Below are 16,203 nucleotides of genomic sequence, written 5' to 3' on the forward strand. Positions count from 1 at the left end.
ATGACGGCTTTGCCTTATCCGGCCTACAGCTACAACTGTTACTCCGCTATTTCCTGCTTACGATTACGCACTTTAAAACCGATCCAGAACACCAGAATCACCGACAGTACCGCCGGGAAGAAGTTAGAGCCAATATCCGGGTATTCAGCGCGAACCACGGTGCTGTACAACAGAACACCGAGAATAAAACAGGCGGCAGCCAGGCCCGGCAGCCCCACAGGCATGGTGCGGTTCTGATAGCGTTGATGCAGACAATAAACCGTCAGCACCAGCGAAATAATCGGGAATACTGAGAATGGCACAATGGAGCTAAACAGCGCCGCAAATGTGCCATTGATCGATAAGCCAGCAACCAGCGCCAGCAGCAGCGTACCTTTATCTTGACCTGACTGTTTCATTGCTCGTCCTTCTCGTTACTCGGAGTGGTGCGTCATCTTCTCTTGTTCACGGCGGTACCAGTAAAATGCGCCTTTGGCGATCATGCGCAATTGCAATACCAGCCGCTCTTCCAGCTGTCGACGCTGTTCGGCGCCAACATCCAGTGCTTCTGCCCCGGCGCTGAACACAATGGTTACCATGGCTTCAGCTTGCGCTTCAGTAAACGCACGAGGCATATGGTTTTCGAGTTCCAGATAGTCCGCAAGTTCCGCAATGAAGTGCTGAATTTCACGTGCGACCGCTGCACGAAACGCTGCGGAAGTCCCAGAACGCTCGCGCAATAATAAACGGAAGGCGTTGGGATTGTTGCCGATGAACTCCATAAATGTTGAGACCGAGGTGCGGATCACACTCCCGCCTTTAGCGATGCGCTGACGCGCCTGGCGCATCAACTGGCGCAGCATCAGACCACTCTCGTCCACCATCGTCAGGCCGAGTTCATCCACATCGCGGAAATGGCGATAAAACGAGGTTGGCGCAATGCCCGCTTCACGAGCGACTTCGCGTAGACTGAGGCTGGCAAAACTACGCTCAGCGCTGAGTTGACTAAATGCGGCTTCTACCAGCGAACGCCGGGTTTTCTCTTTTTGTTGCGCTCTAACGCCCATCACGATGTCTGAATCCTTCCACATACCTTGCTGGCACTATACCAGAGATTAGGCGGTTGGCATGGCTTTGTGAATGATTGTTTACGCGCAGTTTGTGCTTCGACTTCGCAAAAAAGCACAACGATAATTGGGTTATCTCAACAACGATGTTACTATTCTGTTGCTTTTATGTATAAGAACAGGTAAGCCTGACCATGTCACATTCCTACGATTACGATGCAATAGTAATAGGTTCCGGTCCCGGCGGCGAAGGCGCTGCGATGGGTCTGGTTAAGCAAGGAGCGCGCGTCGCGGTTATTGAGCGCTATCATAACGTCGGCGGAGGCTGTACCCATTGGGGCACCATCCCGTCGAAAGCCCTCCGCCACGCCGTCAGCCGTATCATTGAATTCAATCAGAACCCACTTTACAGCGACCACTCCCGACTCCTTCGTTCTTCTTTCGCCGATATTCTCAACCACGCTGATAACGTCATTAATCAGCAAACGCGCATGCGGCAAGGGTTTTACGAGCGTAACCACTGCGAAATTTTGCAGGGCAATGCCCGTTTTGTTGATGAACACACGATCGCCCTGGAATGCCACGACGGCACGGTGGAAACGCTGACTGCGGATAAGTTTGTTATTGCCTGTGGCTCACGCCCTTATCACCCAACTGACGTCGATTTTTCGCACCCACGGGTTTACGACAGCGATTCTATCCTCAGCCTGCATCACGAACCTCGCCATGTTCTGATTTATGGCGCAGGCGTGATTGGCTGTGAATATGCGTCGATCTTCCGTGGAATGGACGTAAAAGTTGATTTAATCAACACCCGCGATCGTCTGCTGGCATTCCTCGATCAAGAGATGTCCGATTCGCTCTCATACCACTTCTGGAACAGCGGCGTGGTCATTCGCCACAATGAAGAGTATGAGCGGATTGAAGGCTGTGATGACGGCGTCATCATGCACCTGAAATCCGGTAAAAAGCTGAAAGCAGACTGTCTGCTGTACGCCAATGGTCGCACCGGTAATACCGATTCGCTGGCACTGGAAAATATTGGTCTGAAAACGGACAGTCGCGGGCAGTTGAAGGTCAACAGCATGTACCAGACGGCGCTGTCGCACGTCTATGCCGTTGGCGATGTGATCGGTTATCCGAGCCTGGCATCGGCGGCCTACGACCAGGGACGCATTGCCGCCCAGGCGTTGGTCAAAGGCGAAGCCACCGCGCATCTGATTGAAGATATCCCGACCGGGATTTATACCATTCCAGAAATCAGCTCCGTTGGTAAAACCGAACAGCAGCTCACGGCAATGAAAGTTCCATACGAGGTTGGCCGTGCCCAGTTTAAACACCTGGCGCGGGCGCAAATCGTCGGCATGAGTGTCGGAACGCTGAAGATTTTGTTCCATCGCGAGACCAAAGAGATTTTGGGGATCCACTGCTTTGGGGAACGCGCAGCCGAAATTATTCATATCGGTCAGGCGATCATGGAGCAAAAAGGTGGTGGTAACACCATCGAGTACTTCGTTAACACCACCTTTAACTACCCAACCATGGCGGAAGCCTATCGGGTAGCGGCGCTAAATGGCTTAAACCGCCTGTTTTAACGCACTGTCGAAATGGCCATCCATTGATCCCCGGATGGCCTCTGCCAGCTGTTCATAACGGCTGCGCAGCGGCGAGCCAGGGCGATACACCAGGCCAATCGTCCGGCGTGGTTCAGGCTTAATGCACGGCAGATAGACCACACCATCACGCTTACGCTCCGGCGGCACAGCCAGCGCAGGCAGTAAAGTAATACCGCTGCCTGCCGCCACCATGTTGCGCAGCGTTTCCAGACTGGTTGCCCGAAAATGGGTATCTTCATCAGCACCCGCTTCAAAGCAGAAACCCATTGCCTGATCGCGCAGGCAGTGGCCATCTTCCAGCATCAGCAGTTTTTCACCCGCCAAATCGGACATCGGTACACAGTCACGGTTTGCCCACGGATGATCTTCATAGATCGCCAGCAGCATAGGCTCATCAAATAGCGGTACTTCGATGAACGCCTCACTCTCTTTCACCAGCGCCAGAATGACGCAGTCGAGCTTACCGCTATCCAGTTGCGCCAGCAGCTGATGTGTCTGCGCTTCATGCAGGTACATTTCCAGTTTCGGGAAGGTCTGGTGCAACATAGGGATAATATGCGGCAACAGGTATGGTCCCACCGTTGGGATCAAACCAATGTGCAGCGGGCCTGACATTGTCTCGCCTTGTTGGCTTGCCATTTCCTTGAGCACTTTGACCTCGCGCAGCACAGTACGCGCCTGATCCACCAGCAGTAAACCTGCCTGAGTGAACAGCACTTTACGACTCGTACGCTCCAGCAGCATAACGCCAAGCTCATCTTCCAGTTTGCGGATTTGCCCGCTAAGCGTTGGCTGGCTGACGTGGCAGGAATCCGCCGCTCGCCGGAAGTGACGATGCTCGGCTAGCGCCACCAGGTATTCAAGATCACGAATATTCATTATTCATCCTCCATCGCCACGATAGTTCATGGCGATAGGTAGAATAGCAACGAACGATTATCCCTATCAAGCTTTCTGTTTAATAATGCACCACAGAAACGGAACGGTACCCTTTAACCCTTGAAGCGCCTGTCCGTTCTCATACTCGAAATAACTAAAGCCAACGTGAACTTTTGCGGACCTCTGGTCCGCTTTTTTTTGCGTAAAAAAGCCCGGCGTAATGCCAGGCTCTGATAACTTTTTGTCTGATGGCGCTACGCTTATCAGGCCTACAACAACAAAGGTTATGCGAGACGCGCCTTAGCGTAATCGATCGCCTGCGCAACCTGCTGCGGTGAAACACCACCTTTCGCCGCGCGCTTATCGAGGCACGACTGCAGCGAGAGAATCGGATAGACGTCATCGCCAATCACCGCGCTGAACTTTTGCAAGTCGGCCAGCGACAATGCTTCCAGCGGTTTACCCTGACGAATCGCCTCAACCACCGTTTCACCTACGATATGGTGTGCTTCGCGGAACGGAACACCTTTGGCAACCAGATAATCCGCCAATTCAGTGGCGTTGGCATAACCCTGCTGCGCCGCTTCCTGACAACGCGGACGTTTCACCTGAATGCCATCCAGTACCAGCGCGGCCATGTGTAAACAGTCCATCCAGGTATCGAGTGCATCGAACAGGCCTTCTTTGTCTTCCTGCATGTCTTTGTTGTACGCCAGCGGCAGACCTTTCAGTGTCATCATCATGCCGGTCAGCGCACCTTGTACGCGTCCACATTTGCCACGGATCAGCTCTAATGCATCCGGGTTTTTCTTCTGTGGCATCAGAGATGAACCTGAGGTCACACGATCGGATAACTCAACAAAGCCCGCTTCACCGGTGTTAAAGAAAATCAGATCTTCAGCAAAACGCGACAGATGCACCATGCCGATAGAGGCATCAGAGAGCAACTCCAGTACATGGTCACGATCAGAAACGCTGTCCAGACTGTTGCGGGTCGCCGAGGCAAAGCCCAGCCAGCCTGCCAGTCGCTCACGATCGATTTCATACGCCGTACCCGCCAGCGCGCCGCAGCCTAACGGACTAACGTCCAGACGCTTAAGCGCATCCTGCAGACGGCTCTCATCACGCGCCAGCATTTCGACATAAGCCAGACACCAGTGAGCAAACGTCACCGGCTGTGCACGCTGCAAGTGCGTGTAACCCGGCATAACCGCATCCTGATTATTTTGCGCGGTGTCGACTAACGCGCTTTGCAACTGACGATTCGCAGACAGCAGTTCCATGACCGTGTCTTTGCACCACAGTTTAAGATCAGTGGCGACCTGGTCATTACGGCTACGCCCGGTGTGCAGTTTTTTACCTAACTGCCCGACTTTATCAATCAGCTTGCCTTCCACCCAGCTGTGAATATCTTCCGCATCACTTTGCAGGATCTGCTGCGGATTTGCGCGAACCTCTTCCAGCAGAGTGTTCAGCGCTTCTTCCAACTGTAGTTGTTCATCAGCAGTCAGTACGCCGACGGTTACCAGCGCTTTGGACCAGGCCACAGAGCCGACAATATCCTGCTCTGCCAGGCGGTAGTCAAAACGTAACGAGTCGTTGAACTGTTTGAACCGCTGATCTGCTGCCTGTGTAAAACGCCCACCCCAAAGTGCCATAACATCGTTCCTTTATTCATTAGTTCCGCCGGGTGGCGCTGCGCTTACCCGGCCTACAGTCATTCAATAAAATTTTACGCTAAAATCCGCGTACCAATCGGCGTGCCGTTAAACAGCGCCGGGAGTTGCTCAGCATGACGCCAGGAAGCGATATCTACCGGGCGCCCCAGCGTACGCGCAGCATCCAGCGCCGCATTGACCTTCACGATCATGCCATCGGTAATAATGCCCTGCTCAATCAACTGTTCCGCTTTCGTCGCGGTCATTTCGGCAATACGCTGGCCTTTACCATCCAGAATACCACTCACATCAGAGAGCAGGATCAGATCAGCACCCAGCGTTGCCGCCAGCGCCGTCGCCGCCTGATCGGCATTGACGTTCATCAACAGCCCATCTTCAGTAACGCCAATGGAACTCACTACAGGCAGAAACCCCCCTTCCAGCAGCGTGTTAATCAGCTTAGGCGAACCCGGCTGCGCCAGTCCAACATGACCCAACTCTTTATCGAGTGGCGTCACTTTTACACTGTCGCCATCACCAAGATACAGACCCACAGAGGCAATTTGATGTTTCTTCGCCCAGGCCAGTAAAGTTTTATTCGCGGTTCCCGCCAGTGCCCCCGTGATGATGTCGATTTGATCGGCTGGCGTAACACGCAGACCATTTTTCTTTTTCACCGGCAGATTGAGTTGTTTCATCAGCTCGTCGACGACACAGCCACCACCGTGGACAATGACCAGCGGACGCTGATGCGACTCGCGATAATTTACCAGCGCGGTAAACAGACGCTCCAGCGCCTCTTCGCTATCCAGTAAAACGCCGCCCAGCTTGATAATTAATGGATTCATCATTGCACCCTTAAATAAGAGACTGCGTCTCAGCAAAGCCGAAACGGATATTTGCGCACTGCATCGCCTGTGCCGCCGCGCCCTTCAATAAGTTATCTTCAGTCGCTACCACAATCAGGTGCTCGCCCTGTACGGCGAACCCGATATCACAGAACGGTAAGCCAACCACGTTCTTCAGCGCCGGAACACCTTTATCATACAAACGTACCAGTGGTTTATCGCCATACGCCTGTTGCAACGTCTGAGCCACCTGCGCATGAGTCACGCCCGCTTGCAAACGGCAGGTAATGGTTTCCAGGATCCCACGCGGGAAATTGCCCAAATGCGGGGTGAAGATCACCTCCGTACCCAGGTGAGTCGCGATTTCCGGCTGATGGCGATGAGTAAACACGCCATACGGTTGCAGGCTCACTTCACAAAAGCTGTTCGAAATAGCGGCCTTACGGCCCGCACCGCTCACCCCACTGGTGGCGTTAATCACCGGCCACTGACTGAGATCCAGCAGCCCGGCATCAATCAGTGGTTTCAGCGACAATTGTGCCGCCGTCGGGTAACAACCCGGAACAGCAATCAAATTCGCGTCTTTCAGACTGTCTGCGCTCCACTCCGCCAGGCCGTACACTGCCTGCTCCAGCAGGTCAGGATGCTGATGGGTAAAGCCGTAATATTTTTCATAGAACGCGCCGTCGTTTACGCGAAACGCGCCCGAGAGGTCAAACACCACACACCCGGCACGCAGAAACTGCGGTGCCAGATCATGACTGACCTCGTGAGCCGTCGCGAGGAACACAACGTCCACCCCTGCGCTAAACTCGCTGATATCGGACATTGGCTGTAACGGCAAATCGACAATGCCTTTTAGCTGCGGATGTAAATCGGAGATTAATTTTCCTGCATCATTGCTTTGCGCTGAGACGGTCAAAGCGGTTATGGTCATATCAGGATGGCGATTTACATAGGTCACAAGCTCTGCGCCAGCGTAGCCACTGGCGCCCACAATCAGCGTATTCAACATCGGGGCTGCTCACCTTCTTAGATTCGGTTGCCAGGTATAAGCCTTTATCACCTCACCTTACACTTGGTGGGTTTTATTACGCTCAACGTTGATGTATTTTTATTCACAAATACTGCATGAATATTGATACTATCATGACCCGAGGTGTGTCAACAATGAAAAACAATTTACCGCCATTTATCGAGATTTACCGCGCTCTGATTGCCACACCGTCGATTAGCGCAACCGAAGAAGCGCTCGATCAAAGCAATGCAGGTTTAATCACTCTGCTGGCGAACTGGTTTAAAGATTTAGGCTTCAATGTTGAGGTTCAGTCAGTTCCTGGTACGCGCAATAAATTCAATATGCTGGCGAGTGTCGGGCATGGTGCCGGCGGCCTGTTGTTGGCAGGCCATACCGATACCGTACCTTTTGACGATGGACGCTGGACGCGCGACCCCTTCACCCTCACCGAGCATGACAATAAGCTCTACGGTCTGGGTACAGCGGATATGAAAGGCTTTTTTGCCTTTATTCTCGATGCACTGCGCGGTGTAGATGTAACGAAACTGAAAAAGCCACTCTACATTCTGGCCACCGCTGATGAAGAGACCAGTATGGCCGGCGCACGTTACTTTTCTGAAACGACTTCGCTCCGCCCGGACTGCGCGATCATTGGCGAACCGACATCTCTGCAGCCCGTTCGCGCGCACAAAGGCCATATCTCTAATGCGATTCGAATTTTGGGTCAGTCGGGTCACTCAAGCGATCCGGCGCGCGGCGTGAATGCGATTGAACTGATGCATGATGCCATTGGCCATATCATGAAGCTGCGCGATGACCTGAAAGAACGCTATCACCATGACGCCTTTACCGTGCCGTACCCCACGTTAAATCTGGGCCATATTCATGGCGGCGATGCTGCTAACCGTATCTGCGCCTGCTGCGAACTGCATATGGATATTCGTCCACTACCCGGCATGACGCTTAACGATCTGAATGGGCTACTCAACGATGCGCTGGCCCCGGTCAGTGAACGTTGGCCGGGTCGCCTGACGGTATCGGAACTGCATCCGCCCATTCCTGGCTATGAGTGTCCGCCGGACCATCAGCTGGTCGAGGTGGTTGAGAAACTACTGGGCGCACAGACTGAAGTGGTGAACTACTGCACCGAAGCGCCCTTTATCCAGACGCTTTGCCCAACGCTGGTGTTGGGTCCCGGCTCTATTAATCAGGCACATCAGCCGGATGAATATCTGGAAACACGCTTTATTAAGCCAACCCGCGAATTAATCACCCAGGTTGTGCATCACTTCTGCTGGCATTAACCGTTTATCGCCTCGCTAACCCTTTAGTGGTAAGCGAGGCAATTTATTAACATTTCCATAAGCAACGCTTATTTGGTTCGATGTGAATTAAATAACGTAAATTGCCGCCATTTTTTCGTTTGCTGAACCGATTTCGCAGCAATTGACGCCACGAGTTTTACGTGGCTTTATAAAAGACGGCTAAAAAGTTAAGCCCGAAAAATACAGGGCTAATAATTTCAAGATGGGGTGTCTGGGTAAATATGAACGAACAATATTCCGCGTTGCGTAGTAATGTCAGTATGCTCGGCAAAGTGCTGGGAGAGACCATCAAGGACGCGCTGGGAGAGAACATTCTCGACCGCGTAGAAACAATCCGTAAGTTGTCCAAGTCATCCCGCGCTGGCAATGAAATCAACCGCCAGGAATTGCTCACCACGCTGCAAAACCTGTCTAACGACGAGCTGCTGCCGGTTGCCCGCGCGTTTAGCCAGTTTCTGAACCTGGCCAACACCGCCGAGCAGTACCACAGCATTTCGCCAAAAGGCGAAGCTGCCAGCAACCCGGAAGTGATTGCTCGCACTTTGCGTAAACTGAAAGACCAGCCCAACCTCGATGAAACCACCATCAAGAAAGCCGTGGAATCGCTGTCTCTGGAGCTGGTACTGACCGCGCACCCAACCGAAATCACCCGCCGCACCTTGATTCATAAAATGGGTGAAGTAAACGCATGCCTCAAACAGCTTGATAACAAAGATATCGTTGATTACGAACGCAATCAGCTGATGCGTCGTCTGCGTCAGTTGATTGCTCAGTCCTGGCATACGGATGAAATCCGTAAACTACGACCAAGCCCGGTTGATGAGGCCAAATGGGGCTTCGCAGTGGTTGAAAACAGCCTGTGGGAAGGCGTACCTAACTACCTTCGCGAGCTAAATGAACAGCTGGAAGAACATCTGGGCTATAAGCTACCTGTTGATTTTGTTCCGGTGCGTTTTACCTCCTGGATGGGCGGCGACCGTGATGGAAACCCGAATGTCACCGCCGATATCACCCGCCATGTGCTGCTGCTTAGCCGTTGGAAAGCCACCGACCTGTTCCTGAAAGACATCCAGTTTTTGATTTCTGAACTGTCGATGGTAGATGCCACACCGGAGCTGCTGGCATTGGTGGGCGAAGAAGGCGCAGCGGAACCTTACCGTTATCTGATGAAAACGCTGCGTTCACGTCTGATGGCAACCCAGGCCTGGCTGGAAGCCCGTCTGAAAGGCGAAAAACTGCCAAAGCCTACTGGCCTGCTAACCCAAAACGAACAGCTTTGGGAGCCGCTGTACGCGTGTTACCAGTCTCTGCAGGCCTGTGGTATGGGCATCATCGCCAATGGCGAGTTGCTCGACACCCTTAGGCGCGTGAAATGTTTTGGCGTACCGCTGGTACGCATTGATATTCGTCAGGAAAGCACCCGTCATACCGAGGCTCTGGGCGAATTGACCCGGTATCTGGGCATTGGCGACTACGAAAACTGGTCAGAAGCGGATAAACAAGCGTTCCTGATCCGTGAGCTGAATTCCAAGCGTCCGCTGCTGCCGCGTCACTGGGAACCGAGCAACGACACCCGCGAAGTGCTGGATACCTGCCAGGTCATTGCCGAAGCCCCTTACGGCTCCATTGCCGCCTATGTTATCTCGATGGCGAAAACCCCGTCAGATGTGCTGGCCGTACACTTGTTACTGAAAGAAGCTGGTATCGGTTTTGCTATGCCGGTCGCACCGCTGTTTGAAACGCTGGACGACCTGAACAACGCCGATGACGTCATGTCCCAGCTACTGAATATCGACTGGTACCGCGGCTTTATTCAGGGCAAACAGATGGTCATGATTGGCTACTCTGACTCCGCAAAAGATGCGGGCGTGATGGCGGCCTCCTGGGCGCAATACCAGGCACAGGACGCGCTGATCAAAACCTGCGAAAAAGCGGATATCGAACTGACGCTGTTCCACGGTCGCGGCGGCTCCATTGGTCGCGGCGGCGCGCCTGCCCATGCGGCACTGCTCTCTCAACCACCAGGTAGCCTTAAAGGCGGCCTGCGCGTGACAGAACAAGGCGAGATGATCCGCTTCAAATACGGCCTGCCGGAAGTCACCATCAGCAGCTTGTCGCTGTACACTGCCGCAATTCTGGAGGCTAACCTGTTACCGCCGCCGGAGCCAAAAGATGGCTGGCGTCATATCATGGATGAGCTTTCAGATATCTCCTGCGATCTCTATCGTGGATATGTTCGTGAAAACAAAGACTTTGTACCTTACTTCCGTTCCGCAACACCTGAGCAGGAACTGGGCAAGTTACCGCTCGGCTCACGTCCGGCAAAACGTCGCCCGACCGGTGGCGTAGAGTCTCTGCGTGCTATTCCGTGGATCTTCGCCTGGACGCAGAACCGCCTGATGCTTCCGGCCTGGCTGGGTGCGGGTACGGCACTGCAAAAAGTGGTTGAAGACGGTAAGCAAAGCGAACTTGAAGCAATGTGCCGTGACTGGCCATTCTTCTCCACGCGTCTTGGCATGCTGGAGATGGTATTCTCAAAAGCTGACCTGTGGCTGGCGGAGTACTACGATCAGCGCCTGGTCAAAAAAGAGCTTTGGCCATTGGGTGAAGAACTGCGTCAACGTCTGGAAGCCGATATCAATGTGGTGTTGGCAATCGCCAATGACTCACATTTGATGGCCGACCTACCGTGGATTGCCGAGTCTATTCAGTTAAGAAATATTTATACTGACCCACTGAACGTCTTACAGGCCGAATTATTATATCGTTCGCGCCTGGCAGAAGAGCAAGGTCATGCACCAGACCCACGCGTCGAACAGGCGCTGATGGTGACAATTGCTGGCGTTGCTGCCGGTATGCGTAACACCGGCTAATTTTATGCCTGTCACCCTCGTGCTATTGCGCGAGGGTGACATAAAATACTGCTGTCATAACCATCTCATTTTTAATATATTCCTGTCTGCATTTTATACATCCAATGGATATTTGTTAGCAGAACGCGATTTTCGACTCGCATTGCTTCAGATCCTCTTAAGGTTTAGCCGCTAACGTTGGCGCTACGATTAAAGACAGGCTCACACTATGCAATCCTTACAACTCCAGTCTAAACCCAAATTTAGCTGGAAAGCCCTGGGTTGGGCACTCCTCTATTTTTGGTTCTTCTCTACCTTACTCCAGGCCATTATTTATTGTACTGGCTATAGCGGAACTAACGGATTACGCGACTCAATACTGTTCAGCTCATTGTGGTTGATTCCGGTATTCTTATTCCCGAACCGTATTCGCATTATCGCCGCCGTTATTGGTGTGGCACTCTGGGCTGCTTCATTGGCCGCGCTGAGTTATTATGTTATTTACGGACAAGAATTCTCACAAAGCGTTCTGTTCGTCATGTTTGAAACCAACGCTAACGAAGCCCGCGAATATCTGAGCCAATATTTCAGTCTCAAGATCGTACTTATCGCACTGGCCTATACAGCAATCGCAATCCTGCTGTGGACGCGTTTACGCCCGGTTCATATTCCGTCGCCATGGCGTTATTTGGTGTCATTTGCACTGTTGTACGGTTTAATTCTGCACCCAATGACCGTCAATACGTTTATCAAGCATAAGCCTTTTGAGAAAACGTTGGGCGGCCTTGCATCGCGCATGGAGCCTGCCGCGCCATGGCAGTTCATCTCGGGTTATTATCAATACCGTCAACAATTGACCGCATTAAATAGCCTGCTGAATGAGAACAACGCATTGCCGCCACTGGCTAACTTTAAAGACAATTCAGGTGATGCTCCGCGTACGCTGGTGCTGGTGATTGGCGAGTCAACGCAACGTGGCCGCATGAGCCTGTACGGCTACCCACGTGAAACCACGCCGGAACTGGATGCGCTGCATAAATCCGATCCAAATTTCACCGTGTTCAATAATGTCGTGACCTCACGTCCGTACACGATTGAAATCCTGCAACAGGCGCTGACCTTCGCAAACGAGAAGAACCCGGATTTATATCTGACGCAGCCGTCGTTGATGAATATGATGAAACAGGCGGGTTATAAAACTTTCTGGATCACCAACCAGCAAACAATGACCGCCCGTAACACCATGCTGACCGTATTTTCCCGGCAGACAGACAAGCAGTTCTATATGAACCAGCAGCGTACCCAAAGTGCGCGTGAATACGACAGCAATGTGCTGGCACCGTTTAAAGAAGTCATGGCCGACCCGGCACCGAAAAAGTTCATCATCGTTCACTTGCTGGGTACACACATTAAATACAAATTCCGCTATCCGGAAGGCCAGGGTAAGTTTGACGGTAATACCGAGAACGTACCTGCAGGTCTGAGCAGTGATGAACTGGAGTCATATAACGATTATGACAATGCCAACGTCTATAACGACCATATCATTGCCAGCCTGATCAAAGACTACAAAGCAACTGATCCAAACGGCTTCCTGCTCTACTTCTCTGACCATGGTGAAGAAGTGTATGACACGCCGCCACATAAAACGCAGGGCCGTAACGAAGACAGCCCAACGCGCCATATGTATACGGTACCGTTCCTGCTGTGGACGTCTGAAAAATGGCAGGCTGCGCACCCACGCGACTTCTCGCAGGATGTTAATCGCAAGTACAGCAGTTCTGAACTTATCCATACCTGGTCAGATTTAGCCGGCTTTACGTACGACGGTTTCGATCCGACCCGTTCTATTACCAGCCCGGAGTTCAAAGAGACGACCCGCTGGATTGGTAATCCGTACAAGAAAAACGCCCTGATTGATTACGACTCCTTGCCTTACGGCGATCAAATCGGGAATCAGTAACGCCCTCTCAGGCCACTCTTTAAGAGTGGCCTTTTTTTATGATGACGGTTACTGTTTCCCTGTCCACGATCTGTCAGGGATTCACATGTATCACAACATCAGCCACCTACTTTCCCGCCTGATTAACGGTCCCTTACCGCTGCATCAGGTTTACTTCGCCAGCAGCAATGCCGCAACGCCAGAACTGGCGTACAAGGCAGATTTTCCGCGACTGGAAATCGTGCTGGAGGGGCAACTTTCGGATACGGGTATCGGGAACATACTTGTTCCCGGAGACGTTCTGTACGTCCCGGCAGGAGGCTGGAATCTTCCGCAATGGCAAACGCCCGTCACCATGCTGACGATTCTGTTCGCTAAGCAGCAGTTAATCTTTAGCGTTATGCAATGGGATGGCCGCCAGTTTCAACATCTCGCCAATCAACATGTGGCACGCCGCGGACCGCGTATCGGCTCCTTCATGCTACAGGCACTCAATGAAATACAAATGCAGCCCCAGGAGCAGCAAACCGCGAAATTAATTATTGCCAGCCTGTTCAGCCATTGCCGTGACCTGCTCGGTAGTCAAATCCAGACGGCATCGCGTAGCCAGGCACTTTTCGGCGCCATTCGCGACTACATTGACGAACGCTACGCCTCTCCGTTGACCCGCGAATCCGTCGCCCAGGCTTTTTACATCTCACCGAATTACCTTTCGCATCTGTTTCAGAAAACCGGAGCCATTGGTTTTAACGAATATCTCAACCACACCCGACTTGAACAAGCGAAAACGCTATTGAAGGGCTACGATCTGAAAATTAAAGAAGTTGCACACGCCTGCGGGTTCGTCGACAGCAACTACTTCTGTCGCCTGTTTCGCAAAAATACCGAACGTTCACCATCTGAGTATCGTCGGCAATATCACAGCCAGTTAACGGAAAAAGAGACGTTCCCACATTAAGGTGAAGTCGCGACAAAACCCACAAAGGACAAAAAACATATTTACTGGACTTTTGTAATATCAAAAAGAAACACGCATCCTCCGCCATCAGATTAAACTGGCCAACCAAGAACATGTGAAGTATCTCCCACTTTCACCGATATATTACATTTGTCCAGCTTTTGACAGATTTGTCAGATAGCGAAGTATACCGAAACACTCTTATCCTGAGCACAGCAAAGTATCCCGGTAACGGGCTGCTAACGAGAAATTAAGAGGGTGTTTTATATGGAACTGTACCTGGATACCGCCAACGTCGCAGAAGTTGAACGTCTGGCCCGCATTTTCCCTGTCACAGGCGTCACCACCAACCCAAGCATTATAGCGGCAAGCAAAGAATCCATCTGGGATGTGCTGCCGCGCCTGCAAAACGCCATTGGTGAAGAGGGCATTTTATTTGCCCAGACCATGAGCCGGGATGCACAAGGCATGGTGGAAGAAGCCAGACGCCTGAGCAACGCCGTACCCGGCCTGGTGGTGAAGATTCCCGTCACGGCTGAAGGTCTGGCCGCGATCAAAATGCTGAAAAAAGAGGGTATCACCACACTGGGCACCGCGGTATACAGTGCTTCTCAGGGTCTGCTGGCCGCACTGGCTGGGGCTAAATACATCGCGCCTTACGTTAACCGCATTGATGCTCAGGGTGGTGACGGTATCCGCACAGTACAAGAACTGCAAACATTGCTGGAACTGCATGCGCCAGACAGCATGGTGCTGGCAGCCAGTTTTAAGACACCGCGCCAGGCGCTGGATTGCTTACTGGCAGGATGTGCCGCAATCACCCTGCCATTAGACGTAGCGCAACAAATGCTCAATACCCCTGCGGTAGAGTCAGCAATAGAGAAGTTTGAGCAGGACTGGAACAACGCATTTGGTCACATCAACCTGTGAGGGAAATAAAGTATGGATCGCATTATTCAATCACCTGGTAAGTACATCCAGGGTGCTGATGTTATTACCCGTCTTGGCAGCTATCTCAAACCACTGGCAGAACGCTGGCTGGTCGTTGGGGACAAGTTTGTCTTAGGATTTGCACAATCTGCGCTGGAAAAAAGCTTCCAGGATGCCGGACTGGCGCTGGAGATTGCACCGTTTGGTGGTGAATGTTCACAAAACGAAATCGACCGCCTGCATGGCGTGGCGGAAAAAGCGCAATGCGGGGCAGTACTCGGTATTGGCGGCGGTAAAACGCTGGATACCGCCAAAGCGCTGGCGCACTTTATGGGTGTACCGGTTGCCATTGCGCCAACCATCGCATCTACCGATGCGCCATGTAGCGCGCTGTCCGTTATTTACACCGATGCGGGTGAATTCGACCGCTATCTGCTGCTGCCGAACAACCCGGACAGGGTCATTGTTGATACCAAAATTGTCGCGGGTGCGCCTGCGCGGCTGCTGGCAGCAGGTATCGGCGATGCGCTGGCAACCTGGTTTGAAGCACGAGCCTGCTCACGCAGCGGCGCCACCACCATGGCGGGTGGTCAGTGTACTCAGGCGGCGCTGGCGCTGGCAGAGCTGTGCTTTAATACGCTGATCGAAGAAGGTGAAAAAGCGATGCTGGCTGCAGAGCAGCACGTGGTTACACCAGCACTGGAGCGCGTGATTGAAGCCAACACCTATCTGAGCGGCGTCGGTTTTGAAAGCGGCGGCCTGGCAGCGGCTCACGCCATTCATAATGGTCTGACCGCAATCCCGGATGCGCATCACTATTACCACGGCGAAAAAGTGGCTTTTGGCACGCTGACGCAACTGGTGCTGGAAAATGCGCCGGTAGACGAAATCGAAACCGTTGCGGCGCTGTGCCATTCCGTTGGTTTGCCGATTACCCTGGCGCAACTGGACATCAAACAGGATATTCAGGCGAAAATGCGCATTGTGGCAGAAGCGGCTTGTGCCGAAGGCGAAACCATCCACAACATGCCGGGCGGCGCAACGCCGGACCAGGTGTATGCCGCCCTGCTGGTGGCTGACCAGTACGGTCAACGTTACCTGCAAGAGTGGGAATAACCTGCAAATAGAAAA

General features: G+C 52.6%; 13 protein-coding genes. 7 read left to right on the forward strand and 6 right to left on the reverse strand.

Annotated features, from left to right (window positions below; translation table 11 throughout):
- Positions 1–38 precede the first annotated feature (38 nt).
- Together IB196_RS21235 and fabR are read right to left on the reverse strand one after the other, a co-directional pair.
- Entirely contained in the window at positions 39–398 is a 360-nt protein-coding gene (locus IB196_RS21235) for a YijD family membrane protein (protein ID WP_003825114.1), read from the reverse strand.
- 15 nt (positions 399–413) lie between these two features.
- Positions 414–1,049, reverse strand: a complete 636-nt coding sequence (gene fabR / locus IB196_RS21240; protein WP_003028862.1) for an HTH-type transcriptional repressor FabR — start codon at positions 1,047–1,049, stop codon at positions 414–416.
- A 191-nt stretch (positions 1,050–1,240) separates the two neighbouring features.
- On the opposite strand from fabR, the gene sthA reads away from it, so the two are divergent.
- Positions 1,241–2,641: a Si-specific NAD(P)(+) transhydrogenase gene (sthA, locus tag IB196_RS21245; RefSeq protein WP_005122773.1), complete on the forward strand. Its 1,401-nt coding sequence runs from the start codon at positions 1,241–1,243 to the stop codon at positions 2,639–2,641.
- Here sthA and oxyR read toward each other — a convergent pair.
- From oxyR to argC, 4 genes are all read right to left on the reverse strand, one after another.
- Positions 2,624–3,541: a DNA-binding transcriptional regulator OxyR gene (gene oxyR, locus IB196_RS21250; RefSeq protein ID WP_003028858.1), complete on the reverse strand. Its 918-nt coding sequence runs from the start codon at positions 3,539–3,541 to the stop codon at positions 2,624–2,626. The genes sthA and oxyR overlap by 18 nt on opposite strands.
- 284 nt (positions 3,542–3,825) lie before the next feature.
- Entirely contained in the window at positions 3,826–5,199 is a 1,374-nt protein-coding gene (gene argH / locus IB196_RS21255) for an argininosuccinate lyase (RefSeq protein ID WP_005122772.1), read from the reverse strand.
- Positions 5,200–5,273: 74 nt separating this feature from the next.
- Complete coding sequence (argB, locus tag IB196_RS21260) at positions 5,274–6,050, reverse strand: acetylglutamate kinase (RefSeq protein ID WP_137378532.1); 777 nt, start codon at positions 6,048–6,050, stop codon at positions 5,274–5,276.
- Between the two features lie 7 nt (positions 6,051–6,057).
- Complete coding sequence (argC, locus tag IB196_RS21265) at positions 6,058–7,062, reverse strand: N-acetyl-gamma-glutamyl-phosphate reductase (RefSeq protein WP_005122770.1); 1,005 nt, start codon at positions 7,060–7,062, stop codon at positions 6,058–6,060.
- 155 nt (positions 7,063–7,217) lie between these two features.
- Between argC and argE the strand changes: the two genes are divergently transcribed.
- The 6 genes from argE to IB196_RS21295 all read left to right on the forward strand — a co-directional run bounded on the left by argE (position 7,218) and on the right by IB196_RS21295 (position 16,188).
- Positions 7,218–8,369 carry an acetylornithine deacetylase gene (gene argE / locus IB196_RS21270; protein WP_005122768.1) on the forward strand — a complete coding sequence of 384 codons (1,152 nt, stop codon included), beginning with the start codon at positions 7,218–7,220 and terminating at the stop codon, positions 8,367–8,369.
- Between the two features lie 242 nt (positions 8,370–8,611).
- A complete protein-coding gene (ppc, locus tag IB196_RS21275; protein ID WP_155022010.1) occupies positions 8,612–11,263 on the forward strand; it encodes a phosphoenolpyruvate carboxylase in 2,652 nt (883 codons plus the stop codon).
- 208 nt (positions 11,264–11,471) lie between these two features.
- Positions 11,472–13,205, forward strand: coding sequence for a phosphoethanolamine transferase CptA (locus IB196_RS21280; protein ID WP_005121686.1), 1,734 nt, complete (start codon positions 11,472–11,474; stop codon positions 13,203–13,205).
- A gap of 85 nt (positions 13,206–13,290) precedes the next feature.
- The gene (locus tag IB196_RS21285) at positions 13,291–14,142 is read left to right on the forward strand and encodes an AraC family transcriptional regulator (protein ID WP_040233033.1); all 852 of its coding nucleotides are present in this window, start codon (positions 13,291–13,293) and stop codon (positions 14,140–14,142) included.
- A gap of 267 nt (positions 14,143–14,409) precedes the next feature.
- Entirely contained in the window at positions 14,410–15,072 is a 663-nt protein-coding gene (gene fsa, locus IB196_RS21290) for a fructose-6-phosphate aldolase (RefSeq protein WP_188232357.1), read from the forward strand.
- A 12-nt stretch (positions 15,073–15,084) separates the two neighbouring features.
- Positions 15,085–16,188, forward strand: a complete 1,104-nt coding sequence (locus IB196_RS21295) for a glycerol dehydrogenase (RefSeq protein ID WP_005121690.1) — start codon at positions 15,085–15,087, stop codon at positions 16,186–16,188.
- Positions 16,189–16,203: the final 15 nt, after the last annotated feature.

The organism is Citrobacter sp. C6_1 (assembly GCF_014596835.2).
Classification (GTDB): domain Bacteria; phylum Pseudomonadota; class Gammaproteobacteria; order Enterobacterales; family Enterobacteriaceae; genus Citrobacter; species Citrobacter pasteurii.